The organism is Streptomyces sp. SYP-A7185 (assembly GCF_046103685.1).
Lineage (GTDB): Bacteria > Actinomycetota > Actinomycetes > Streptomycetales > Streptomycetaceae > Streptomyces.
The window spans coordinates 2308665-2331477 of the sequence record NZ_CP122310.1; the positions used below are offsets into that span (position 1 = coordinate 2308665).

Below are 22813 nucleotides of genomic sequence, written 5' to 3' on the forward strand. Positions count from 1 at the left end.
CGTCGAGGGTCATACGTACCATGAGCGCTCACCGCGGGTCCATCCCGTTCTTGCCCCGCGGGACCGATCCGGGAGGTACCAGTAGTGGCCGGGCCACAGCAGGAGGCCGCGGGGCCACGCCCCACCAGCCGTGACGTCGCGCGGGCCGCCGGGGTCTCCCAGGCCACCGTCTCGCTCGTGTTCGGCGAGAAGTGGCGGGGCAGGGTCGCCGAGCGGACCGCCGAGCGCGTCCGGGCCACCGCCCGCGAGCTGGGCTACCGCCCGAACCTCGCCGCGCGCAACCTCCGCCTGGGCCGCACCAGGACGGCGCTCCTGGTCGTACCCGCCCTCACGAACGAGTTCTTCGCCCGCGTCCACACCGGAGCCGCCCGCGTCGCCGCCGAGCACGGCTTCGGCGTCGTCCTCTACCCCTCCCCCGAGGGCGTCGGCCCCGCCCGCGACCCCTTCGACTCCGGGCGCGCGGCCCTGGACGGCATCATCGCCTCGTCCATGGCCGCCGACGCGCTGGCCACCATCCAGGGCGACGCGCTGCCCCTGGTCATGCTCGACAGCGACCCCGCGGACAGCCTCGGCGCCGCCACGGTCAACCTCGACATCGGCGACGGGATGCGCCGCGCGGCCGAGCATCTGCTGGCCCTGGGCCACCGCGACATCCTGCACCTGGCCGCGGACGTCGACTCCTGGACCTTCGACGTCCGCGCCGACGCCCTCGCGGCGGCCCTGAGGGGCACGGACACGGCCGTACGCACCGTCCGGGCGCCCCTGACCGTCGAGGCCGCCCGCACCGCCGCTGAAGCCGCCCTCCGCGCTCCGGGGCCCCGCCCCACCGCGCTCGTCTGCGACGACGACATCCTGGCCGCCGGCGCCTGCAAGGCGGCCCGCCGCCTCGGTCTGCGCGTGCCCGAGGACCTCTCCGTGACCGGCTTCGACGACCTCACCCTGGCGACCGCGGTGGAACCCGAGCTGACCACCGTGCGGCTGCCCGCCGAGCGGTTCGGCGAGCGCGGCATGGCCTCGCTGCTCGCCGTGCTCGACGGCCGCACGCCCCTGACCGACACCCTGCCGGTGGAGCTGGTGGTCCGCGGCTCGACGGCCCCCGCCCCCCGCTGACCCGCCCGGCACGCGAACGCCCCGTGCCCCGGCGACCAGGCCGGGACACGGGGCGTACGACGAAGGGGACTACTCCTGGGTGGAGTCCTCGGTGGACTCCGGCTCCGGCTCTTCGTTGTCCGACGCGGCGTCCGTGGGAGCCGACGCGCCGCCTTCGAGGAGCCGCGCGAGCTGGCGCCCGACGATCCGCTTGAACTTGCGCTGCTGCGGGCGCGTGCGGTCCAGGACCGCCACCTCGAGGCGCTCGGCGGGGATCTCCCGCTCACTGCCGTTGGTGTCGCGGGACAGCGACTGCACCGCCAGCTTCAGCGCCTCCGCGAGGGACATCCCGTCCCGGTGGCGCTGATCGAGGAACGTGCTGATCTGCTCGGCGTTGCCGCCGACCGCGACCGAGCCGTGCTCGTCCACGATCGAACCGTCGTGCGGCAGGCGGTAGATCTGGTCGGCGTCGGCCGTCGCGCCCACCTCGGCGACGACGAGCTCCACCTCGTACGGCTTCTCCGCCTGGCTGGAGAAGATCGTGCCCAGCGTCTGGGCGTAGACGTTCGCGAGACCGCGGGCCGTCACGTCGTCACGGTCGTAGGTGTATCCGCGAAGGTCGGCGTAGCGCACGCCGCCGATCCGGAGGTTCTCGTATTCGTTGTACTTGCCGGCGGCCGCGAAGCCGATCCGGTCGTAGATCTCGCTGAACTTGTGCAGCGCACGGGACGGGTTCTCGCCGACGAACACGATGCCATCGGCGAACTGCAGCACAACAAGGCTGCGACCACGGGCGATGCCCTTGCGGGCGTATTCCGCCCGGTCGGCCATGGCCTGCTGGGGTGAGACATAGAACGGCGTCGACACCGGCTATCCGTCCCTTTCTGTCAGTGACTCAGTCAGTGGCGAATACGGATCGGTCAGAGCAGCGAGGCCCGCGGGCCGTCGGGCTGCTCCAGACGCCGCTCCAGGATCGAGCGGGCGATCTCGGAGGACTCGTCGTCCGCCAGCCTCCGGAAACCCTCGTCGGAGATGACGGTGACGATCGGATAGATACGGCGGGCCACGTCCGGGCCGCCGGTCGCCGAGTCGTCGTCCGCGGCGTCGTACAGCGCCTGGACGACGAGGGTCGTCGCTTCCTGCTCCGAGAGGTCCTTGCGGTAGAGCTTCTTCATCGCCCCGCGCGCGAAGACCGAACCGGAGCCGGTGGCCGCGAAGCCGTGCTCCTCGGAACGGCCGCCCGTGACGTCGTACGAGAAGATGCGTCCCTTCTCGCGGTCGACGTCGTAGCCCGCGAAGAGCGGGACGACGGCCAGGCCCTGCATGGCCATGCCGAGGTTCGACCGGATCATCGTGGAGAGACGGTTCGCCTTGCCCTCCAGGGAGAGCGTGGCCCCCTCGACCTTCTCGAAGTGCTCCAGCTCCAACTGGAAGAGCTTGACCATCTCCACCGCGAGACCGGCGGTGCCGGCGATGCCGACCGCGGAGTACTCGTCGGCCGGGAAGACCTTCTCGATGTCGCGCTGCGCGATCACATTGCCCATGGTCGCCCGCCGGTCACCGGCGAGCACCACGCCGCCGGGGAACGTCGTCGCCACGATGGTCGTGCCGTGCGGCGCCTCGATCACGCCCTGCGTGGGCGGCAACTGCCGGTTGCCCGGCAGGATCTCGGGCTGGTGCTCGGACAGGAAGTCCATGAAGGACGAGGAACCAGGCGTCAGGAAGGCAGCCGGCAGACGCCCGGTGCTACGAGTGTTGGCTTCCACGCGTTTCCTTCCAGGTAAGTGACGGCCGGGCGCTGAACGCCGGGAGCGTGTCCCAACTCGCCGGTGGCCGGATTGCAGTTGATGCGCAGTACGTCCGAAGGGTGGTACGTCAGGACCCTACCCGTCTGGCGGCGGTGATCCACATGTGCGGTCGGGAGCAGTCGAGGACGGTCGAGCGCATCGGGGCAGATCACGTCGGACCGCTCCGGCACCGCCGGTCATGCGCGGCCCTGCCTCGCGCCACGCACTCCCGGCTTCGCACCCGCCGCGTCCGCCGTGCCTTACTGGCCGCCCTTTTGCACGAAGGACCGGACGAAGTCCTCGGCGTTCTCCTCGAGGACGTCGTCGATCTCGTCCAGGACGGAGTCCACGTCGTCGCTCAACTTCTCCTGGCGCTCCTTGAGGTCCTCGGAGCCCTGCGCTTCCTCTGTCTGCTCCTCGACCTCTTCGGTGGAACGCGTGGCCTTCTGCTGTCCGCCGCCGGTGTCCTTGGTCGCCATCTACCTCACCCCGCTCGTTCGGTTCGATGTACTTGATCAGACCCTATAAGCCAGGTCCGACATCGGCCCCGTACTTACTGCAACGTCCGGGGGCCATCTCGATGATTCCCACACGCCGGGTCTTTCAGCCTCCGGAGAGCACCCGGACCAGATCCTCCGCGGTGCGGCAGCGGTCAAGGAGCTCCTTGACGTGGTTCCGCGTCCCGCGCAGGGGCTCCAGTGTGGGCACCCGCTGGAGCGAGTCGCGCCCCGGAAGGTCGAAGATGACCGAATCCCACGAGGCGGCGGCCACGTCGTCCGCGTACTGCTCCAGGCAGCGGCCGCGGAAGTACGCGCGTGTGTCCTCGGGGGGCTTGGTCTGGGCGCGCTCGACCTGGGGCTCCTCCAGGAGGCGCTTCATCTTGCCGCGGGCCACCAGGCGGTTGTAGAGGCCCTTGTCGGGCCGTACGTCCGCGTACTGGAGGTCGACCAGGTGCAGCCGTGCCGCGTCCCAGTCCAGGCCGTCACGGCGGCGGTAGCCCTCCATGAGCTCCCGCTTGGCGACCCAGTCGAGCTCACCGGACAGGCTCATCGGATCGCTCTCCAGACGGCCCAGGACGTCTTCCCAGCGGCTGAGGACGTCCTTGGTCTGCTCGTCGGCGTCGGTGCCGTACCGCTCGTCGACGTATTTGCGGGCCAGCTCGAAGTACTCCATCTGGAGCTGGACCGCGGTGAGTGTCCGGCCGCTACGGAGCGTGATCAGACGCTTGAGGGTCGGGTCGTGGGAGACCTGGTGGAGGGTGCGCACGGGCTGGTCGACGGCGAGGTCCACCGCGATGAAGCCGTCCTCGATCATGGCGAGGACCAGGGACGTCGTGCCCAGCTTCAGATACGTCGAGATCTCGGAGAGGTTCGCGTCACCGATGATGACGTGCAGGCGGCGGTACTTCTCGGCGTCGGAGTGCGGCTCGTCGCGCGTGTTGATGATGGGCCGTTTGAGGGTCGTCTCCAGGCCGACCTCGACCTCGAAGTAGTCCGAGCGCTGGCTGAGCTGGAAACCGTGCTCGTGGCCGTCCTGGCCGATGCCGACCCGGCCCGCGCCGGTGACGACCTGCCGGGAGACGAAGAACGGCGTCAGGTGGCGCACGATGTCCGAGAAGGGGGTCTCCCGCTTCATCAGGTAGTTCTCGTGCGTGCCGTACGAGGCGCCCTTGTTGTCGGTGTTGTTCTTGTACAGGTGGATCGGCTGGGCGCCCGGCAGCTGGGCGGCGCGGTCGGCCGCCTCCGCCATGATGCGTTCGCCGGCCTTGTCCCACAGGACGGCGTCCCAGGGATTGGTGACCTCGGGTGAGCTGTACTCGGGGTGCGCGTGGTCCACGTAGAGGCGCGCCCCATTGGTGAGGATCACGTTGGCGAGGCCGATGTCCTCGTCGGTGAGCTGACTGGCGTCGGCGGTCTCACGGGCGAGGTCGAAGCCCCGCGCGTCCCGCAGGGGGTTCTCCTCCTCGAAGTCCCAGCGGGCGCGTCGCGCCCGGTGCATCGCCGCGGCGTAGGCGTTGACGATCTGGGACGAGGTGAGCATGGCATTGGCGTTCGGGTGGCCGGGGACGGAGATGCCGTACTCCGTCTCGATGCCCATTACTCGCCGTACGGTCATGCGGCCCTCCTTGCCCGGCGGCGCTCCCGTTCGGGTGCGGCGCTCAAGTACCGCTGGTTCTCCGGTGCGTGTGCGGTGCCCGTCCCCGCACTGCGCGACTCGGCGGTACCGAAGAGCCTAGAGCGCCTTTGCGCTGGTGGGGAGATCATTGCCTTCATTGAAAAACAGACAGCTGCGGGTACCCACGAAGGACACCCGCAGCCGCCCTGTCTTCTACAGGTACTGACCGGTGTTCGCCACCGTGTCGATGGAGCGTCCGGTGTCCGCGCCCTGCTTTCCGGTGACGAGCGTACGGATGTACACGATCCGTTCGCCCTTCTTGCCGGAGATGCGGGCCCAGTCGTCCGGGTTGGTGGTGTTGGGCAGGTCCTCGTTCTCCTTGAACTCGTCGATGCAAGCCTGGAGGAGGTGCGAGACCCTGATGCCCTTCTGGTCGGCGTCGAGGAAGGCCTTGATGGCCATCTTCTTGGCGCGTCCGACGATGTTCTCGATCATGGCGCCGGAGTTGAAGTCCTTGAAGTACAGGACTTCCTTGTCGCCGTTGGCGTACGTCACCTCGAGGAAGCGGTTCTCCTCGGACTCCGCGTACATCTGCTCCACGACGGACTGGATCATGCCGTCCACGGTGGTGCGCCGGTCGGCGCCGTGTTCGGCGAGGTCGTCCGCGTGCAGCGGGAGCCGCTCGGTGAGGTACTTGGCGAAGATGTCCTTCGCCGCCTGGGCGTCCGGGCGCTCGATCTTGATCTTCACGTCGAGTCGTCCGGGGCGCAGGATCGCCGGGTCGATCATGTCCTCACGGTTGGAGGCACCGATGACGATGACGTTCTCCAGGCCTTCCACGCCGTCGATCTCGGCGAGCAGCTGGGGGACGATGGTGTTCTCCACGTCCGAGCTGACACCGGATCCGCGGGTGCGGAAGAGGGATTCCATCTCGTCGAAGAAGACGATGACGGGGGTGCCCTCGCTCGCCTTCTCCCGCGCACGCTGGAAGACCAGGCGGATGTGCCGCTCGGTCTCACCGACGTACTTGTTGAGCAGTTCGGGGCCCTTGATGTTGAGGAAGTAGCTCTTCCCCGACGCCTGCCCGGTCACCTCGGCGACCTTCTTGGCAAGGGAGTTGGCGACGGCCTTCGCGATCAGCGTCTTGCCGCAGCCGGGAGGCCCGTACAGCAGGACGCCCTTGGGCGGCCGCAGTTCGTGCTCCCTGAAGAGGTCCGGGTAGAGGTAGGGCAGCTCGACCGCGTCGCGGATCAGCTCGATCTGGTTGCCCAGACCGCCGATCTGCTCGTAGCCGATGTCCGGGACCTCTTCGAGGACGAGCTCTTCGACCTCGCTCTTGGGGACCACCTCGTACACATAGCCGGAGCGGGGTTCGAGCAGGAGTGCGTCCCCCGGGCGGATGGTGACGTCGAGGAGTGGTTCGGCGAGCCGCACCACCCGCTCCTCGTCGGTGTGCCCGACCACCAGGGCACGCTCGCCGTCCTCGAGGATCTCCTTGAGGGTGACGATGTCCCCCACGCTCTCGTACTCCATGGCCTCGACCACGTTGAGCGCTTCGTTGAGCATTACTTCCTGGCCACGCCTGAGCTCTTCGAGCTCCACGCCGGGGCTGACGTTCACCCGGAGCTTGCGGCCCCCGGTGAAGATGTCGGCCGTGCCGTCCTCGTTCGCCACGAGGAAGACTCCGAAGCCGGCCGGCGGCTGAGCGAGCCGGTCGACTTCCTCCTTGAGGGCCACGATCTGGTCGCGGGCCTCACGGAGCGTGTTGGCGAGCCGCTCGTTCTGGGCGGACACGCCGGCCAGGTTGGTCTGCAGCTCGACGATCCGCTCTTCGAGAATCCTCGTATGACGCGGAGAGTCGGCGAGCTTGCGTCGCAGGACGGCGATTTCCTGCTCGAGATAGGCAACCTGACCGGCGGGGTCCTCAGACCCTCGCCCCGGCCGGATGCCGCGGTTGATGTCGTCGTCGTGGGCTGCCACGGTCCTCACCTCCTCCAAGGGGAGCTGGACGCTTCCAGACCCTACCTGGGTGGGTGTCGATTGAAACCCCTAGATCACAAAGACGGTAGAGGTGTGTCCGATCTTCACCCTTGCGCTCTCCCTCACGTCTGCTCATTACCCACCCAACAACATCGGAAAGCGGGCGGTTGTATCGTCGAAGCGTTCAACACCCGTCAGGGCTGGCCCGACTTGCCGCAAAGTCGGCTCACTCGGCGTGACGACCGGCAGGAGAGATGACCGTGGGAGACGAGGCCGGGAACGGCTCCGAGAGCCGTGATCCGCTGGAGGTCTGGATCGACCAGGACCTCTGCACTGGCGACGGCATCTGCGCGCAGTACGCGCCTGAGGTCTTCGAGCTGGACATCGACGGACTCGCGTACGTGAAGAGCGGCGACGACGAGCTCTTGCAGGCTCCGGGCGCCACAACGCCCGTTCCGCTGCCGCTTCTGCGGGACGTGGTGGATTCGGCCAAGGAGTGCCCGGGCGACTGCATTCACGTGCGCCGCGTCTCGGACCGGGTCGAGGTCTACGGGCCCGACGCCGCCTGAGGCCGTGGGCGCGGACGCCCGCTGAGACACGCAGAAGGGCCTGTGCCCGCCGCTGGACGGCGGGCACAGGCCCTTCTGCGTGTCTCCCGGGTCACACGCTGTGCGCCCCGGCCGGCGTGGACCGCGCGAAGGTGCCGTCCTTCCATCGCCACTTGGCCTCCTCCTGGAGGTCCGGGCAGCAGCTGGGCACGTTCGGCGAGGAGTAGCCGAGGAGCGTGGCGGTGATCACACCGTCACGTACGGCGAAGTCGCTGACGTTCTCGCGGTCCTTCGGGTCCACGAGGGTGGCGACCACCCGCGGCTTGCCCCCGGTGGCGCGCGTGACGACGTACACCCCGTCGGGCGGCGTGCCCGATCCGGCGGCGCAGTGCACCACCGCGACGGTCTCGGGGCTGCCGTCACCGTCGAGGTCCCCGGAGGCCTTCTTCTTCACGACGGGTTTTACGTTCCCGCAGGCCAGGGGGAACGTGACGGTGGCCGGGTCCGGTGCGGGCGCGGGGGCGGCCGCGGTCCTGCCGGACGGCTCGGCGGCCGAAGGGGCGGCGGTCGCGGGGTCGGGTTGCAGGAAGGACGAGCCGGCGACGACGGCGGCGAGCGCGGCCGCGGTGGCCAGCCAGTGGATGGGACGGGTGGTGTTGTGTGCCAGTTCCGGGACGGCTGGGTGCTGCACGAGGAGGGTCTCCTGTGAGGGCTGTGCCGGTGGGGGAGGTGGCCAGCATCGTGCCATACCTCACACCGCCGCGGAACACCGGGGTCGGCGTCTTCCGCGAACGGAAAGGCGCCGCCGCCGAGTTCCCCGGTCTGCGGGGGAACTCGGCGACGGCGCCCGGGCGTTCACGCGGCGTACGCGGTCGCGGTGGTGCCGGTCCTTCAGCGCTCGGCGCGCGGGGTCCCGCCGTCGGCGTTCGGGCCGGTGTAGTCCTCGCCGTAGGCGCCCTTGGAGGGGCGGCGGCGGCGCATGGGCGGCTCGACGCCGTCCGCGAGGCGGCGGGCGGTGAGCAGGAAGCCGGTGTGGCCGATCATGCGGTGGTCCGGGCGGACCGCGAGGCCCTCGACGTGCCAGTTGCGGATCATCGATTCCCAGGCGGTCGGCTCGTTGAAGCCGCCGATCTCACGGATGGACTCGACGGTCCGGGCGAGCTGGGTGGTGGTCGCGACGTAGCAGCAGAGGATGCCGCCGGGGACGAGCGCCTTGGAGACGACGTCCAGGCACTCCCAGGGGGCGAGCATGTCGAGGATGACGCGGTCGACGTCGGTGTCGCTCAGGTTGTCCTGGAGGTCTCCGACGGTGAGCTGCCAGGCCGGGTGCGGGGCGCCGAAGTAGCGCTCCACGTTCTGCCGGGCGATGTCGGCGAAGTCCTCGCGGCGCTCGTACGAGTGCAGCATGCCCTCGTCGCCGATGGCGCGCAGGAGGAAGCTGCTGAGCGAGCCGGAGCCCACACCCGCCTCGACGACGCGTGCGCCGGGGAAGATGTCCGCGAAGGCCAGGATCTGCCCCGCGTCCTTGGGGTAGACCACGGCGGCGCCGCGGGGCATGGACAGGACATAGTCGGGGAGCAGGGGGCGCAGCGCGAGGTAGGCGACGTTTCCCGTGGTGCGGACAACGCTGCCCTCGGGAGCACCGATCAGCTCGTCGTGGGGGAAGGAACCCTTGTGGGTGTGGAAGTTCTTCCCGGCCTCGAGCGTGAACGTGTAGTGGCGGCCCTTGGGGTCGGTCAGCTGAACCTGGTCCCCGACCTTGAAGGGCCCGCGTCGGCGGGCGGCACCGGTCGGTTCGGACATGTGAACAGCCTACCGGCCCCCGCGCGGGCCGCGGACCAGGGTGGGCGTCAGCTGGGGCGGGCCATCGCCTTGACGAAGGCGCGCTCCACGTCGGCGGCGGACAGCACCCCGTAGATCTCCCCGGAGGCCTCGACCACGAGGTACTCGGTGGCCGGTGTCGCCCGGAGGGTGTCGAGGAGCTCCTCGCCGGCGAGCTCGGCGGAGATCCGCATGCCCTCGGTGATGTCCTGGGCGAGGCCGCTGACGGTGACCCAGGGGCGGCGGTGCTCGGGCACGCCGACGATGGCCGCCTCGCGGACCACCGACATGGGATCGCCGTCGGCGTCGACCACGACGAGGGCGCGGGCCCCGGCGTCGTTGGCGCGGCGCAGCGCCTCGGAGAGCGGGGTGGCCGACTCGACGGGGACGGCCCGGCGGGTCAGGGCGCGGGCGCGGAGCTCGGGCAGGTGCTCGCGCAGCCGGGCCATGCGCAGGCTGTTGCCCGCGCCGGTCCAGATGATCGCGGCGAGGATCGCGGCGAGCAGGGCGTCGGTGACGGTGTCCATGCCGCCGATGTCCTGGGTGTCGCCGCCGAGCGCGCCGGACTGGTTGAGCAGGGGCAGTCCGATGAGGACGGAGATGGCGAGCGCGCGGCCGACCCAGGCGGCGGCGATGGTGCCGCTCATGGGCTTGCCGGTGATCTTCCAGACGACGGCGCGGAGCATGCGGCCGCCGTCCAGGGGCAGGCCCGGCAGGAGGTTGAAGGCGGCCACGATGAGGTTCGAGATCATCAGGCCGGCGAGCAGGACGCCGGGCACGGTGCCGGGCTCGACGGCGCGCATGCCGCCGTAGAAGACGCCCGCGAGGACGAGGGAGAGCAGCGGGCCCACGAAGGCGAGGACGAACTCGCGTCCCGGCGTCTCCGACTCCTTCTCGATCTCCGAGACGCCGCCGAAGAACTGGAGCTGGATGCGGCGCACCGGCAGCTTGTAGTGCAGGGCGACGACGGTGTGCGCCAGTTCGTGGACGAGCACGGAGGCGTAGAACGCGACGGCGAAGAAGAGCGAGACGAGGTAGCGGGCGGCGCCGAGCTCGGGCAGGACGCGGTCGAGCTGGCCGCCGAAGACCCAGGTGATGAGGGCGGCGACGAGGAACCAGCTCGGTGCCACGTAGACGGGCACGCCGAAGGGGCGCCCCATCAGGAGCCCTCCGCCGGGGCCCTTCTTGCCCTGGGGCGGGGTGGCCTTGGGGGCGGGTCCGTGGGTGGCGTGCGCGAACTCGGGACGGGTGTCCCGCGGTGTCTCCCCGGGCGTGTCGTGCGGGGTCTTGGTGAGGCGGTCGGCGGCCGGCCGGGGGTCGGCCGCGGGGCGCGGCTCCTCCTCGGGGGCCTGCCGGATCGTCTCTTCGCGTGCCGGGGGCCGGGGGCTCGCGGGGCCGTCGGGGCCGTCCGGACCCGCCGGGCGGTCGGCGTCGGCGGCTCCGGGCACCGTCCGCGGTGCCTCGGGGCCCGCCGCGGCGCCTTCTTCGGCACCCGGCCGCCGGCCGTCCGTGCCCTCGGATCGCGGCCTGCCGCTCCCGCCGCTCTCGTCCACGATGTCCCCTCGTTCGAAGCGTCCCTCGCCCCTGTCCGGCGCGGTACACGCACGATCATGCAGGGCGAGAGGGTCTGTCGTCGATGGTATGCGGCCGTTGTCGGTGGCGGGTCGTAGGGTCTGTCCTCATGGAAACCAGCACCGACGGTGCCGTGACGGCCGTGCGTCCGGCGTCCCTCTCGCCTTCGCGCGCCAGTGACTTCATGCAGTGTCCGCTGCTGTACCGGTTCCGGGTGATCGACAAGCTGCCCGAGAAGCCGAACGAGGCGGCGACCCGCGGCACGCTGGTGCACGCCGTCCTGGAGCGGCTCTTCGACGCGCCCGCGGGCGAGCGGACGGCGCCGCGCGCCAAGTCCCTGATCCCGGGCCAGTGGGACCGTCTGCGCGAGGCCAAGCCGGAGCTGACGGAGCTGTTCGCGGACGACGAGCGGGGCGAGCGGCTCGCGCGCTGGCTGGCGGACGCGGAGAGGCTGGTCGAGCGCTGGTTCACCCTGGAGGACCCCACGCGCCTGGAGCCCGCCGAGCGCGAGCTGTTCGTGCAGGCGGAGCTGGAGTCGGGCTTGAAGCTGCGCGGCATCATCGACCGCGTGGACGTGGCTCCCTCCGGCGACGTGCGGATCGTGGACTACAAGACCGGCAAGGCCCCCCGCCCCGAGTATTCGGAGGGCGCGCTCTTCCAGATGAAGTTCTACGCCCTGGTGGTGTGGCGCCTGAAGGGCGTGGTCCCGCGCCGCCTCCAGCTCGTCTATCTGGGCAGCGGCGACGTCATCACGTACGACCCCAGGATCGAGGACCTGGAGCAGGTCGAGCGGAAGCTGCACGCGCTGTGGGAGGCGATCACGCTCGCCACCGAGACGGGTGACTGGCGGCCGCGGCCCACGAAGCTGTGCGGCTGGTGCGACCACCAGGCCGTATGTCCGGAATTCGGCGGGACTCCCCCGCCGTACCCCCTTGCGGTGAGGGTGCCCGAGTCCGGAGAGGACGAGCAGGGCAGAATGGCCCCGGGCTAGCGAAGGAGAGTTACGTGGCGATCCGTGTCCTACTGGTCGACGACCAGCCACTGCTGCGCACGGGGTTCCGGATGATTCTGGAGGCCGAGCAGGACGTCGCGGTCGTCGGCGAGGCCGGGGACGGCCTGCAGGCTCTCGACCAGGTGCGGGCGCTCCAGCCCGACGTGGTCCTGATGGACATCCGCATGCCGCGGATGGACGGCGTCGAGGCGACCCGGCAGATCACCGGGCCGGGCCGGGACGGACCGGCGAAGGTCCTGGTCCTGACCACCTTCGACCTCGACGAGTACGTGGTGGAGGCGCTGCGGGCGGGTGCCAGCGGCTTCCTGCTCAAGGACGCCCCGGCGAACGAGCTGGTGCAGGCGATCCGGGTGGTCGCGTCGGGCGAGGCGATGCTCGCGCCCAGCATCACCCGCAGGCTTCTGGACAAGTACGCCGGCCATCTCCCCTCGGGCGACGAGCCGGTGCCGGACACCCTGCACACGCTCACCGAGCGGGAGGTCGAGGTCCTCAAGCTGGTGGCGCGCGGCCTGTCGAACGCGGAGATCGCGGCGGACCTGTTCGTGAGCGAGACGACCGTCAAGACGCATGTGGGCCATGTCCTGACGAAGCTGGGGCTCCGCGACCGGGTGCAGGCCGCGGTGTACGCGTACGAGAGCGGTCTGGTGCGTCCCGGCGCCCAGTAGGCGCGGCGAGAGGGCGAGAGACGACGGAAGGTGGCCGCCCCTGGAGGGGCGGCCACCTTCCGTCGTCTGCGCGCCGGGTGATCAGGCCTTGCTGAGTTCCCAGAAGCGGAACACGGTCGAGGCGTCGAGGCAGGACTCCACGCCGTACACGTCGTCACGGATGACCGCGTACTGCTTGGCCTGCCAGACCGGCAGGATCGGCAGCTCCTCGGCGACGGTGTCCTGGAGCTCGGCGTAGTCGTCGTCGGTCTTCGTGCGGTCGGTCTCGGCGGCGGTGCCGGGGATGATCTTCCCGGTGATGTCGCTGTTCCGGTAGCCGTTGTCCAGGACGTTGCCCTTGCCGAAGAACGGCTGCGTGAAGTTGTCCGGGTCCGGGTAGTCCGGCACCCAGCCCTTGACGTACACGCCGTACTTGCCGGCCTTGATGTCCTGCTCGTACTGGCTGAACTTGACCGACTTCACGTCGGCGTCGAAGAGGCCGCTCGCGTTGAGCTGCTTGGCGATCGCCTTCAGCTCCTGGTCGGTCGCGGGGCCGTAGCGCGAGGGCGTGGACCAGAGCGTGAGCTTGACCTTGCCGTTCAGGCCCTCGTCACGCAGGGCCGCCGCGGCCTTGGAGCGCTGCGGGCGGGCGCCGTAGGTGTCGAAGAAGGCGGTGTTGTGGCCGCCGATCCCGGCCGGGACGATCGAGTACAGCGGCGTCGCCGTGTCCCGGTAGACGTCCTTGACCAGCGCGTCGCGGTCGAGGAGGTAGGCCATGGCCTTGCGGACGCCCAGCTTGCCGGCGACCGGGTCCTTCATGTTGAAGACCAGGTGCTGCACCTCGGCGCTCGTGCCCTCGACGACGTCGATGTTCTGGCTCGCGTCGGTGGTGTCCTGCTCGATGTCCGCGACGTCGGACGCGGCCAGGCCGCGGTAGGCGATGTCGATCTTGTCGTCCAGGAGCGCCTGCTTCAGGCCCTTGCGGTCGTCGTGGAAGAACTTGAGCGTGACGCCCTTGTTCTTCACCTTCGCGGTGCCCTTGTAGTCGGGGTTGACCGAGAAGACCGCCTGGTCGTCGCTGAACGAGTCGAGCTTGTACGGCCCCGAACCGGTGGCCTCGCCGCCCTCGCGCAGGGCGTCCATGTCGTACGACGCCTGGTCGACGATGGAGCCGGCGCCGGACGCGATCTTGCTGGGGAAGGTCGCGTCGGCGTACTTGAGCTTGAAGACGACCTTCTTGGCGCTCGGCGTCTCGACGCGGTCAAGCATCGGGAACATGATCGCCGGGCCGTTGCCGTCGTTGATCCGCATCATGCGGTCGAAGGAGTACTTGACGTCCTTCGAGGTCAGCGCGTTGCCGTTGCTGAACTTCAGACCGTCCCGCAGCGTGCACGCGTAGACCTTGGTCTCCGTGTCGGTGAAACCGCACTCCTTGGCGGCCTCCGGCTCCGGCTCCGTGCCCCCGTTCGGGAAGCTCATGAGGGACTGGAAGACGTTGTTGAACAGGAGCCACGACCCGGGGTCGTAACCGGATGCCGGGTCGGTGGCCAGGACGTCGTCCGACATCCCCATCACCACCGCGTCGCCGTTCTCCCCCGCTCCCCCTGATTCCGTGCCGCAGCCGGTCAGCAGGGCGGCGGCCAGCCCTCCCGTGAGGGGAAGGGCCAGCCACTGGTTGCGCAATTTCACGAACGTGCCTTGTCGTTGATGTCAATCGGTGGAGCGAAGCCCGGCGCTGTCGTGCCGGCGTGCGCGGAGGTCAGCCGCTCACACCGCGACCGAGCTCCCACAGCTGAAGGTTCGAGGAGGCGTTGAGGGCCCACTCGACGCCCGTGATGTCGTCGCGGGCGGCGATGTACTGCTTGCCCTGCCAGAGCGGGAGCACCGGCACGTCCTCGGCGACGATGTCCTGGATCTTCTGGATGCTCTTGGAGGCGGTGAGCCGGTCCGCCTCGCGGCGCGACTGCGGCAGCAGCTCGTCGTTGATGGTGCGGTTCACGTACGGCGAGCCGAGGATGTTGTCCTTGTCGAGGAACGGCGTGAGGAAGTTGTCCGCGTCCGGGAAGTCGGGGAACCAGCCCATCCCGTAGACGTCGTACGCGCCCTTCTGCTCGGCGGGGCGGAAGGTGTTCCAGGCCGTGCCCTTGATGGACACGTCGAACAGGCCGCTCGCGTTGAGCTGCTTCTGCAGGACCTGGAACTCCTTCTTGGTGCCCGGGCCGTAGTGGTCCGTCGTGTAGTGCAGGGTGAGCTTCACCGGGCTGCTGATGTCGGCCTTCTGGAGCAGCTCGGAGGCCTTGGCCCGGCTCGGGTCGCCGTACTGGTTGAAGAACGAGTTGCGGTGGCCCGTGATGGTGGCGGGCACCAGGGAGTACAGCGGCTCGGCCGCGTCGCCGTAGACGCTGGCGGCGAGGGCGCCGCGGTCGACGACCTGCGCCATGGCCTGGCGGACGGCCTTGGACTTGACGGTGGTGGCGTCCGTGTTGAAGCCGAGGTAGCGGATCTCCAGGCCGGGCGTCTCGACCAGCTCGATGTTGTTGCCCGGGTCCTCGTCGAGCTGCTTGATCTGCTCGGGCGACATGGTGCGCGTCATCATGTCGAGGTCGCCGCTCTTGAGGGCGTCGCCCATCGCGTCGGCGGACTCGTAGGTCCGCATCTCGATCTTGTCGCTCTTGGGCTTCAGGACGCCCTTGTAGTTCGGGTTCTTGGAGAACACCGTCTTGACGAGGTCGTTGCCCTCGACCTCTTGCTTGGCGGTGTAGGGGCCCGAGCCGTCCAGGGCGAAGCCGTCGCGCAGCTTGTTCTTGGCGTAGTGCTCCGAGCTGACGATGCCCGCGATGGGCGTGGCCAGCTTGTACGGGAACGTCGCGTCGGGGCTCTTGAGGTGGAAGACGACGCCGCGGTCCCCCTGCGTCTCGATCGCGTCGACGTTGGACACCATGCCGGCGGAGCCGCTGGGGTCCTTGATCTTGATGTCGCGCACCCGCTCGATGGAGAACTTCACGTCGGTGGCGGTCAGCGCCTCGCCGTCGGCGAACTTCAGGCCCTTGCGCAGCGTGCACTCGTAGCGCTCGTTGCCGGTGTCGGTGAAGCCGCACTTCTCGGCCGCGTCGGGCTCCGGGTCTCCGCCGCCGCGCGGGGCCGCCATCAGCGTCTGCACCGTCTGGCGCACGACGTTCCAGGAACCCGCGTCATAGGCGTACGCCGGGTCGAAGGGGGCCGGTATCTCGGGCGAGGTGGCGAACCGGTCCGTGGTGCCGACGATGATCGCGTCGTCTCCCCCACCGTTGCCCGTCCCGCCGCACGCCGCGAGCGCGGGAGCGAGCAGACCTACGACGGCCGGCAGCACCAAAGTCTTACGGTTCATGCTCGACGTTCTCCAGAGCTGTTGGTCCCGTCCGGACCGACAACGAGGGGTGGGGTCAGTCGGGCCGTGGGGTCGTGGCGATGTTCTCGCGATGACATTAGTCCGCGCCGCCAGGAGGGCTGGAAGGGACTGGAGTTGACCCTCAATCACGCAGCGAAACCGGGCGCGGACGCACCGATAACCCGACACGGGAAGGTTTCGTGAGGTTCGCCTCAATCAGGACACAACGTCACTCCACAACTCGCCCAAATCGGGGGCCCGGCACAACCGTGATCGGCTGTCGACCCCCGGGGGAGTGGGAAACGTCACAACTTCAACTGTTCAGCGTTTTCCGGCCATCAATCCTTGCAGGAAGGGAAGGTTGACGTGTTCGAGTGACGGCACGACGGTCCTGCCGGTGGCCGGTGCGATGGGCGCCACGGACGGCACGGCCACCACCCGGCAGCCCGCTGCCTCGGCCGCCGCCACGCCGGTCGCGGTGTCCTCGATGACGGCACATCTGGCCGGTTCCGCGCCAACCCCCGCCGCCGCGAGGAGGTATGGGTCGGGGTGCGGTTTGGTCCGGGAGACCTCGTCGCCCGCGACGGTGAGCGCGAAGTGGTGGGATCCGATCGAGTCCAGGACGCGGTCGATGATGCGCCGGTGCGAGGCGGAGACCAGCGCCATGGGCACCTCGTGCGCGGCGAGCTCGGCGAGCAGCCGGGCGGCGCCCGGCATGAGCGGCAGGGTGCGGCTGATGCGGTTCTCGAAGCCGTCGTTGAGCAGCACGGTGAGCTCGGGGACCGTGATGTCGGCTCCGGTGGACGCGATCAGGAATCCGGCGCTGCGCGTCATGGGGCCGCCGACGACCACGTCCCGCCAGGATTCGTCGAGCGTGTGTCCGAGTGCCGCGAAGACCTCCACCTCCGCGTCCCACCAGAACCCCTCGGTGTCCACGAGAGTTCCGTCCATGTCGAGGAGCACCGCCTGCAAGGCGGAGCCTTCGGCCGTTCGGGTACCGAGCGCGGGAACCGTACTGGTCATCCGGTCACACCTCCATGAGGGACGAGAAGGCCGGCTGCCCCCTGGTGACGGGAGGGCAACCGGCCTGCACTGGACCGACCAGTGTACGACGTGACCGCTCAGCGCGCGTTGAAGTATTTCGCCTCGGGGTGGTGGATGACGATCGCGTCCGTGGACTGCTCCGGGTGGAGCTGGAACTCCTCGGAGAGCTGCACGCCGATCCGCTCCGGCTCCAGGAGCTCGGCGATCTTCGCGCGGTCCTCCAGGTCGGGGCAGGCGCCATAGCCCAGCGAGAAGCGCGCGCCGCGGTACTTCAGGGCGAACATGTCCTCGACGTCGGACGGGTCCTCGCCGCCGAAGCCGAGCTCGGCGCGCACGCGCGCGTGCCAGTACTCGGCCAGCGCCTCGGCCAACTGCACGGACAGGCCGTGCAGTTCGAGGTAGTCGCGGTAGGAGTCGGCGGCGAACAGCTCGGCCGTGGCCTCGCCGATCTTCGAGCCGACGGTGACGACCTGGAGGCCCACCACGTCGGTCTCGCCGGACTCCTCCGGGCGGAAGAAGTCCGCCAGGCACAGGCGCCGGCCGCGGCGCTGGCGCGGGAAGGAGAAGCGGGTGCGCTCGTTGCCCTGGTCGTCCAGGATGATCAGGTCGTCGCCCTTGGAGACACAGGGGAAGTAGCCGTGCACGACGGCCGCCTCCAGCATGTTCTTGGTGTGCAGCTCGTCCAGCCAGCCGCGCAGCCGGGGCCGCCCCTCGCTCTCCACCAGCTCCTCGTACGAGGGGCCGTCGCCGGTCCGCGCCTGCTTGAGGCCCCACTGGCCCTTGAACAGGGCGCCCTCGTCCAGCCAGGACGCGTACTCCTTGAGCTGGATGCCCTTGACGACGCGGGTGCCCCAGAACGGCGGGGTCGGGACCGGGTTGTCGACGGAGACGTCCGAGCGGGCGGGACCCTCGTCCTCGGACACCTCGAGGACCGGGGTGTCCTTCTTGGCCACGCGGCGCTGCTTCAGCTCGGGCAGCGTGGCGCCGGGGACGCCGCGCTTGACCGCGATGAGGGCGTCCATCAGGCGCAGGCCCTCGAAGGCGTCGCGGGCGTAGCGGACCTCGCCCTCGTAGATCTCGTGCAGGTCCTGCTCGACGTAGGCGCGGGTGAGGGCGGCGCCGCCCAGGATGACCGGGAAGTCCGCGGCCATCTTGCGCTGGTTGAGCTCCTCCAGGTTCTCCTTCATGATCACGGTCGACTTCACCAGGAGACCGGACATGCCGATGACGTCCGCGCGGTGCTCGGCGGCGGCGTCCAGGATCGCGGCCACCGGCTGCTTGATGCCGAGGTTGACCACGTTGTAGCCGTTGTTCGACAGGATGATGTCGACGAGGTTCTTGCCGATGTCGTGGACGTCGCCGCGCACGGTGGCCAGGACGATGGTGCCCTTGCCCTCGGAGTCCGACTTCTCCATGTGCGGCTCCAGGTGCGCGACCGCGGTCTTCATGACCTCGGCGGACTGGAGCACGAAGGGCAGCTGCATCTGGCCGGAGCCGAACAGCTCGCCGACGACCTTCATGCCCTCCAGGAGGGTGTCGTTGACGATGTCGAGGGCGGGGCGGGTCTGGAGCGCCTCGTCCAGGTCGGCGTCCAGGCCGTTCTTCTCGCCGTCGATGATGCGGCGCTTGAGGCGCTCGTCCAGCGGCAGGGCCATGAGCTCCTCGGCCTTGCCCGCCTTCATCGACTTCATGTTGACGCCCTCGAAGAGCTCCATGAGCTTCTGCAAGGGGTCGTAGCCCTCGGAGCGGCGGTCGTAGATCAGGTCGTGGGCGACCTTGACCTGCTCCTCCTCCAGGCGCGCGATGGGCAGGATCTTCGAGGCGTGCACGATGGCCGAGTCCAGGCCGGCCTTGACGCACTCGTCCAAGAAGACGGAGTTGAGCACGACGCGGGCGGCCGGGTTGAGGCCGAAGGAGATGTTCGACAGGCCCAGGGTGGTCTGCACGTCCGGGTGGCGGCGCTTGAGCTCGCGGATCGCCTCGATGGTGGCGATGCCGTCCTTGCGGGACTCCTCCTGGCCGGTGCAGATGGTGAAGGTCAGGGCGTCGATGAGGATGTCCGACTCGTGGATGCCCCAGTTGCCGGTCAGGTCGTCGATCAGGCGCTCGGCGATGGCGACCTTGTGCTCGACGGTGCGGGCCTGGCCCTCCTCGTCGATGGTCAGCGCGATCAGCGCGGCGCCGTGCTCCTTGGCCAGCGCGGTGACCTTCGCGAAGCGGGACTCGGGGCCGTCGCCGTCCTCGTAGTTGACGGAGTTGATGACGGCGCGTCCGCCCAGCTTCTCCAGGCCGGCCTGGATGACGGGGAGTTCGGTGGAGTCCAGGACGATCGGCAGGGTGGAGGCGGTGGCGAAGCGGCCCGCGAGCTCCTCCATGTCCTTGACGCCGTCCCGGCCCACGTAGTCGACGCAGAGGTCGAGCATGTGGGCGCCCTCGCGGATCTGGTCGCGGGCCATCTCCACGCAGTCGTCCCAGCGGCCGTCCAGCATGGCCTCGCGGAACTTCTTCGAGCCGTTGGCGTTCGTGCGCTCGCCGATGGCCAGGTACGAGGTGTCCTGCCGGAAGGGCACGGTCTGGTAGAGCGAGGCGGCGCCCGGCTCGGGGCGCGGCTCGCGGGCGGAGACCTCGAGGCCGCGCACCCGCTCGACGACCTGGCGCAGGTGCTCGGGGGTGGTGCCGCAGCAGCCGCCGACCAGGGAGAGGCCGTACTCGCGGACGAAGGTCTCCTGGGCGTCGGCCAGCTCGGCCTCGGTCAGCGGGTAGTGGGCGCCGTTCTTGCCCAGGACCGGCAGGCCGGCGTTGGGCATGCAGGAGATCGGGACGCGCGAGTGGCGGGCCAGATAGCGCAGGTGCTCGCTCATCTCGGCCGGGCCCGTCGCGCAGTTCAGGCCGATCATGTCGATGCCGAGCGGCTCCAGGGCGGTCAGCGCGGCGCCGATCTCCGAGCCGAGCAGCATCGTGCCGGTGGTCTCCACGGTGACCGAACAGATCAGCGGGAGGTTCGCGCCGGTGGCCTCCAGGGCGCGCCGGGCGCCGAGGATCGCGGACTTGGTCTGGAGCAGGTCCTGGGTGGTCTCCACCAGGAGCGCGTCGGCGCCGCCCGCGATCATGCCTTCGGCGTTGGTCTGGTAGGCGTCGCGCAGCACCCGGTACGGGGCGTGGCCCAGGGTGGGCAGCTTGGTGCCGGGGCCCATCGAGCCGAGGACCCAGCGCTGCTGACCGGTGGAGGCGGTGAACTCGTCGGCGACCTCGCGGGCGATGCGGGCGCCGGCCTCGGAGAGCTCGAAGTTCCGCTCGGGGATGTCGTACTCGCTCAGGGCGGCGAAGTTCGTGCCGAAGGTGTTCGTCTCGACGCAGTCGACGCCGACCGCGAAGTACTCCTCGTGGACCGAGCGGACGATGTCCGGGCGGGTCACGTTCAGGATTTCGTTGCAGCCCTCGAGGTTCTGGAAGTCCTCGAGCGTGGGGTCCTGTGCCTGGAGCATCGTGCCCATCGCGCCGTCGGCCACCACCACGCGGGTGGCGAGGGCTTCGCGGAGGGCGTCGGCCCGGGTTCCGTTCGGGGAATCCGAGGTACCGGACGAGGGGGTCGGCAACGAGGCCATGAAAGAGCTCCCTGAGGTGCGACGGCTGTCGGCTTTGCGCTTCGGAGGAAGGCGCACTCGGTCAGGGTAACGGGACGAAGGTCCACAGCGCTCGGGTGTTCACGACCCGGACGCCCGGACACCCCGTCCGGTCCAGCGCCGCCTCGTGGTGCGCGGTCGCACCCCGCTGCGGGGTGTAGGGAGAGGTACGGCGGGAAACGGCGAGAAACACCGTCTGCCGCTCTGTCGCGGGAGGTCGACAACGACCGATAGTGTTCAGCATTGTCGAACGTTGAGTCAGAGGGGACGGAGGAAGGGGCTGCGATGGCACGGAACATCCAGTCGCTCGAGCGGGCGGCCGCGATGCTGCGGCTGCTCGCGGGCGGAGAGCGCCGGCTCGGCCTCTCGGAGATCGCGTCCGCCCTTGGCCTGGCCAAGGGCACGGCCCACGGCATCCTGCGCACCCTCCAGGCGGAGGGCTTCGTCGAGCAGGAGTCGGCTTCGGGCCGCTATCAGCTCGGCGCCGAGCTCCTGCGCCTGGGCAACAGCTACCTGGACGTGCACGAGCTGCGGGCCCGCGCCCTGGTGTGGACCGACGACCTGGCCCGCTCCAGCGGCGAGAGCGTCTACCTCGGCGTCCTGCACCAGGGGGGCGTCCTGATCGTCCACCACGTCTTCCGGCCCGACGACAGCCGCCAGGTCCTGGAGGTGGGGGCCATGCAGCCGCTGCACTCCACGGCCCTGGGCAAGGTGCTCGCCTCGTACGACCCGGTGGCGCACAGCGAGGCCGCCGAGGCGGACTGGCAGACCTTCACCACGCGCACCGTGGTGGACCCCGAGGCCTTCGAGGGCGTCCTGGACCTGACCCGCGCGCGGGGGTACGCCTCCGACGTCGAGGAGACGTGGGAAGGGATCGCCTCGGTGGCCGCCCCCATCCACGACCGGCGCCGCATGCCGGTCGGCGCGGTCGGCATCACCGGCGCGGTCGAGCGCGTCCAGAAGGACGGGGAGCTGCGCCCCGATCTGATCGCGGCCGTACGGGACTGCGCCCGCGCCGTGTCGCGGGACCTGGGCGCCGGGCGCTTCTGACCTTCCGCGCCTGCCCTCTGCTCTCTGCCCCCTGCTCAACATGCAGGGGGCACTCTTCTGCGCGACCATCGATTCACGTGTTTCACCCCGACGGGGACCGATAACCCGAAACGATCAATAACGATCGTGTTTTCAATAACAGAGCTCTTGACGGGCAAGTAACCCCGGGGTGAGACTCGCGTCCATCGGTCGGCATTGTCGAACACCTACCGGCATTACGCGCTAGAGTGTGACAAGGCCAAGGGCCGGCAACGACCTCACCTGAGGTCGCGGACCACCGGAGGGACCCGGGGTTCGCCTTCCCCTGGACGAAGGACAAAGGAGTCGCGGGTGTCCAGCTCCGACATCTTCATCGGCGAGACCATCGGTACCGCCATACTCATCCTGCTCGGCGGCGGCGTCTGCGCCGCGGTCACGCTCAAGGCCTCCAAGGCCAAGGACGCCGGCTGGCTCGCGATCACCTTCGGGTGGGGCTTCGCGGTGCTCACCGGCGCCTACCTGGCGGGTGGCCCCTCGGGCGCCCACCTCAACCCGGCGGTCACCATCGGCCTCGCCATCGAGGGCGGCACCAAGTGGAGCGATGTTCCGCTCTACCTCGGCTCGCAGCTGCTCGGCGCGATGATCGGCGCCGTGCTGGTCTGGCTCGCGTACCTGGGCCAGTTCAAGGCCCACCTCACGGACCCGGCGATCCTCGCCGCGCAGCCGATGGAGGAGGGCCTGGTAGACCAGAAGGCCGCACCGAAGGCCGGCCCCGTGCTCGGCGTGTTCGCCACCGGACCCGAGATCCGCAACTACGCGCAGAACGTCCTCACCGAGATCATCGCGACGACCGTGCTGGTCCTCGCGATCCTCACCCAGGGCCTGAACGACGGCGGCAACGGCATCGGCGTCCTCGGCGCCCTGATCACCGCGCTCGTCGTGGTCGGGATCGGTCTCTCGCTCGGTGGCCCCACGGGCTACGCGATCAACCCGGTCCGCGACCTCGGTCCGCGCATCGTGCACTCCCTGCTCCCGCTGCCGAACAAGGGCAGCTCGGACTGGGCGTACGCCTGGGTGCCGATCGCGGGGCCGCTGATCGGCGGCGCCATCGCGGGTGGCCTCTACAACCTCGCGTTCAAGTAGGACCGCGAAGCCACCGACGACCGCTGAGACAGACCGCCG

The 22813-nt window shown here is 69.6% G+C and carries 18 protein-coding genes; 6 read left to right on the forward strand and 12 right to left on the reverse strand.

Annotated features, from left to right (window positions below; translation table 11 throughout):
* The first annotated feature begins 84 nt into the window (after window positions 1-84).
* Window positions 85-1110, forward strand: coding sequence for a LacI family DNA-binding transcriptional regulator (locus QBL25_RS10060; RefSeq protein ID WP_409056670.1), 1026 nt, complete (start codon window positions 85-87; stop codon window positions 1108-1110).
* Window positions 1111-1179: 69 nt separating this feature from the next.
* Here QBL25_RS10060 and prcA read toward each other — a convergent pair whose 3' ends face one another.
* From prcA to arc, 5 genes are all read right to left on the reverse strand, one after another.
* Entirely contained in the window at window positions 1180-1956 is a 777-nt protein-coding gene (prcA, locus tag QBL25_RS10065) for a proteasome subunit alpha (RefSeq protein WP_409056671.1), read from the reverse strand.
* Between the two features lie 53 nt (window positions 1957-2009).
* Window positions 2010-2855, reverse strand: coding sequence for a proteasome subunit beta (gene prcB, locus QBL25_RS10070; protein ID WP_409056672.1), 846 nt, complete (start codon window positions 2853-2855; stop codon window positions 2010-2012).
* Between the two features lie 281 nt (window positions 2856-3136).
* Complete coding sequence (locus tag QBL25_RS10075; protein ID WP_249590985.1) at window positions 3137-3355, reverse strand: ubiquitin-like protein Pup; 219 nt, start codon at window positions 3353-3355, stop codon at window positions 3137-3139.
* Window positions 3356-3479: 124 nt separating this feature from the next.
* Window positions 3480-4991: a depupylase/deamidase Dop gene (gene dop, locus QBL25_RS10080; protein ID WP_409056673.1), complete on the reverse strand. Its 1512-nt coding sequence runs from the start codon at window positions 4989-4991 to the stop codon at window positions 3480-3482.
* Between the two features lie 213 nt (window positions 4992-5204).
* Entirely contained in the window at window positions 5205-6971 is a 1767-nt protein-coding gene (arc, locus tag QBL25_RS10085; RefSeq protein ID WP_409056674.1) for a proteasome ATPase, read from the reverse strand.
* 254 nt (window positions 6972-7225) lie between these two features.
* On the opposite strand from arc, the gene QBL25_RS10090 reads away from it, so the two are divergent.
* Entirely contained in the window at window positions 7226-7540 is a 315-nt protein-coding gene (locus QBL25_RS10090; RefSeq protein WP_409056675.1) for a ferredoxin, read from the forward strand.
* A 91-nt stretch (window positions 7541-7631) separates the two neighbouring features.
* Here the strand turns inward: QBL25_RS10090 and QBL25_RS10095 are convergent, their stop codons facing one another.
* From QBL25_RS10095 to QBL25_RS10105, 3 genes are all read right to left on the reverse strand, one after another.
* Window positions 7632-8210: a hypothetical protein gene (locus QBL25_RS10095; protein ID WP_409056676.1), complete on the reverse strand. Its 579-nt coding sequence runs from the start codon at window positions 8208-8210 to the stop codon at window positions 7632-7634.
* Window positions 8211-8410: 200 nt separating this feature from the next.
* Entirely contained in the window at window positions 8411-9322 is a 912-nt protein-coding gene (locus QBL25_RS10100; RefSeq protein ID WP_409056677.1) for a tRNA (adenine-N1)-methyltransferase, read from the reverse strand.
* 47 nt (window positions 9323-9369) lie between these two features.
* Window positions 9370-10893: a site-2 protease family protein gene (locus QBL25_RS10105; RefSeq protein ID WP_409056678.1), complete on the reverse strand. Its 1524-nt coding sequence runs from the start codon at window positions 10891-10893 to the stop codon at window positions 9370-9372.
* A 128-nt stretch (window positions 10894-11021) separates the two neighbouring features.
* On the opposite strand from QBL25_RS10105, the gene QBL25_RS10110 reads away from it, so the two are divergent.
* Together QBL25_RS10110 and QBL25_RS10115 are read left to right on the forward strand one after the other, a co-directional pair.
* Complete coding sequence (locus tag QBL25_RS10110; RefSeq protein WP_409056679.1) at window positions 11022-11903, forward strand: RecB family exonuclease; 882 nt, start codon at window positions 11022-11024, stop codon at window positions 11901-11903.
* Window positions 11904-11917: 14 nt separating this feature from the next.
* On the forward strand, window positions 11918-12589 hold the full coding sequence (locus QBL25_RS10115; RefSeq protein WP_135332738.1) for a response regulator transcription factor: 672 nt from the start codon (window positions 11918-11920) through the stop codon (window positions 12587-12589).
* An 81-nt stretch (window positions 12590-12670) separates the two neighbouring features.
* Here QBL25_RS10115 and QBL25_RS10120 read toward each other — a convergent pair whose 3' ends face one another.
* From QBL25_RS10120 to metH, 4 genes are all read right to left on the reverse strand, one after another.
* Window positions 12671-14257 (reverse strand): ABC transporter substrate-binding protein, encoded by a 1587-nt coding sequence (locus tag QBL25_RS10120; RefSeq protein ID WP_409056680.1) that lies wholly within the window; start codon window positions 14255-14257, stop codon window positions 12671-12673.
* A 70-nt stretch (window positions 14258-14327) separates the two neighbouring features.
* Complete coding sequence (locus QBL25_RS10125) at window positions 14328-15935, reverse strand: ABC transporter substrate-binding protein (protein WP_409056681.1); 1608 nt, start codon at window positions 15933-15935, stop codon at window positions 14328-14330.
* Window positions 15936-16256: 321 nt separating this feature from the next.
* The gene (locus QBL25_RS10130) at window positions 16257-16958 is read right to left on the reverse strand and encodes an HAD-IA family hydrolase (protein ID WP_409056682.1); all 702 of its coding nucleotides are present in this window, start codon (window positions 16956-16958) and stop codon (window positions 16257-16259) included.
* A gap of 98 nt (window positions 16959-17056) precedes the next feature.
* On the reverse strand, window positions 17057-20584 hold the full coding sequence (gene metH, locus QBL25_RS10135) for a methionine synthase (protein ID WP_409056683.1): 3528 nt from the start codon (window positions 20582-20584) through the stop codon (window positions 17057-17059).
* Between the two features lie 303 nt (window positions 20585-20887).
* Between metH and QBL25_RS10140 the strand changes: the two genes are divergently transcribed.
* Together QBL25_RS10140 and QBL25_RS10145 are read left to right on the forward strand one after the other, a co-directional pair.
* Window positions 20888-21652 carry an IclR family transcriptional regulator gene (locus QBL25_RS10140; protein WP_409056684.1) on the forward strand — a complete coding sequence of 255 codons (765 nt, stop codon included), beginning with the start codon at window positions 20888-20890 and terminating at the stop codon, window positions 21650-21652.
* 330 nt (window positions 21653-21982) lie between these two features.
* Window positions 21983-22774 carry an MIP/aquaporin family protein gene (locus QBL25_RS10145; protein ID WP_409056685.1) on the forward strand — a complete coding sequence of 264 codons (792 nt, stop codon included), beginning with the start codon at window positions 21983-21985 and terminating at the stop codon, window positions 22772-22774.
* The last annotated feature ends 39 nt before the right edge of the window (window positions 22775-22813 follow it).

Coding starts and splice junctions, on each gene's coding strand:
- QBL25_RS10110 (WP_409056679.1), top strand. CDS start 11,022: ATGGAAACCAGCACCGACGGTGCCGTGACGGCCGTGCGTCCGGCGTCC.
- metH (WP_409056683.1), bottom strand. CDS start 20,584: ATGGCCTCGTTGCCGACCCCCTCGTCCGGTACCTCGGATTCCCCGAAC.
- QBL25_RS10140 (WP_409056684.1), top strand. CDS start 20,888: ATGGCACGGAACATCCAGTCGCTCGAGCGGGCGGCCGCGATGCTGCGG.
- QBL25_RS10130 (WP_409056682.1), bottom strand. CDS start 16,958: ATGACCAGTACGGTTCCCGCGCTCGGTACCCGAACGGCCGAAGGCTCC.
- QBL25_RS10090 (WP_409056675.1), top strand. CDS start 7,226: ATGACCGTGGGAGACGAGGCCGGGAACGGCTCCGAGAGCCGTGATCCG.
- dop (WP_409056673.1), bottom strand. CDS start 4,991: ATGACCGTACGGCGAGTAATGGGCATCGAGACGGAGTACGGCATCTCC.
- QBL25_RS10075 (WP_249590985.1), bottom strand. CDS start 3,355: ATGGCGACCAAGGACACCGGCGGCGGACAGCAGAAGGCCACGCGTTCC.
- QBL25_RS10125 (WP_409056681.1), bottom strand. CDS start 15,935: ATGAACCGTAAGACTTTGGTGCTGCCGGCCGTCGTAGGTCTGCTCGCT.
- QBL25_RS10100 (WP_409056677.1), bottom strand. CDS start 9,322: ATGTCCGAACCGACCGGTGCCGCCCGCCGACGCGGGCCCTTCAAGGTC.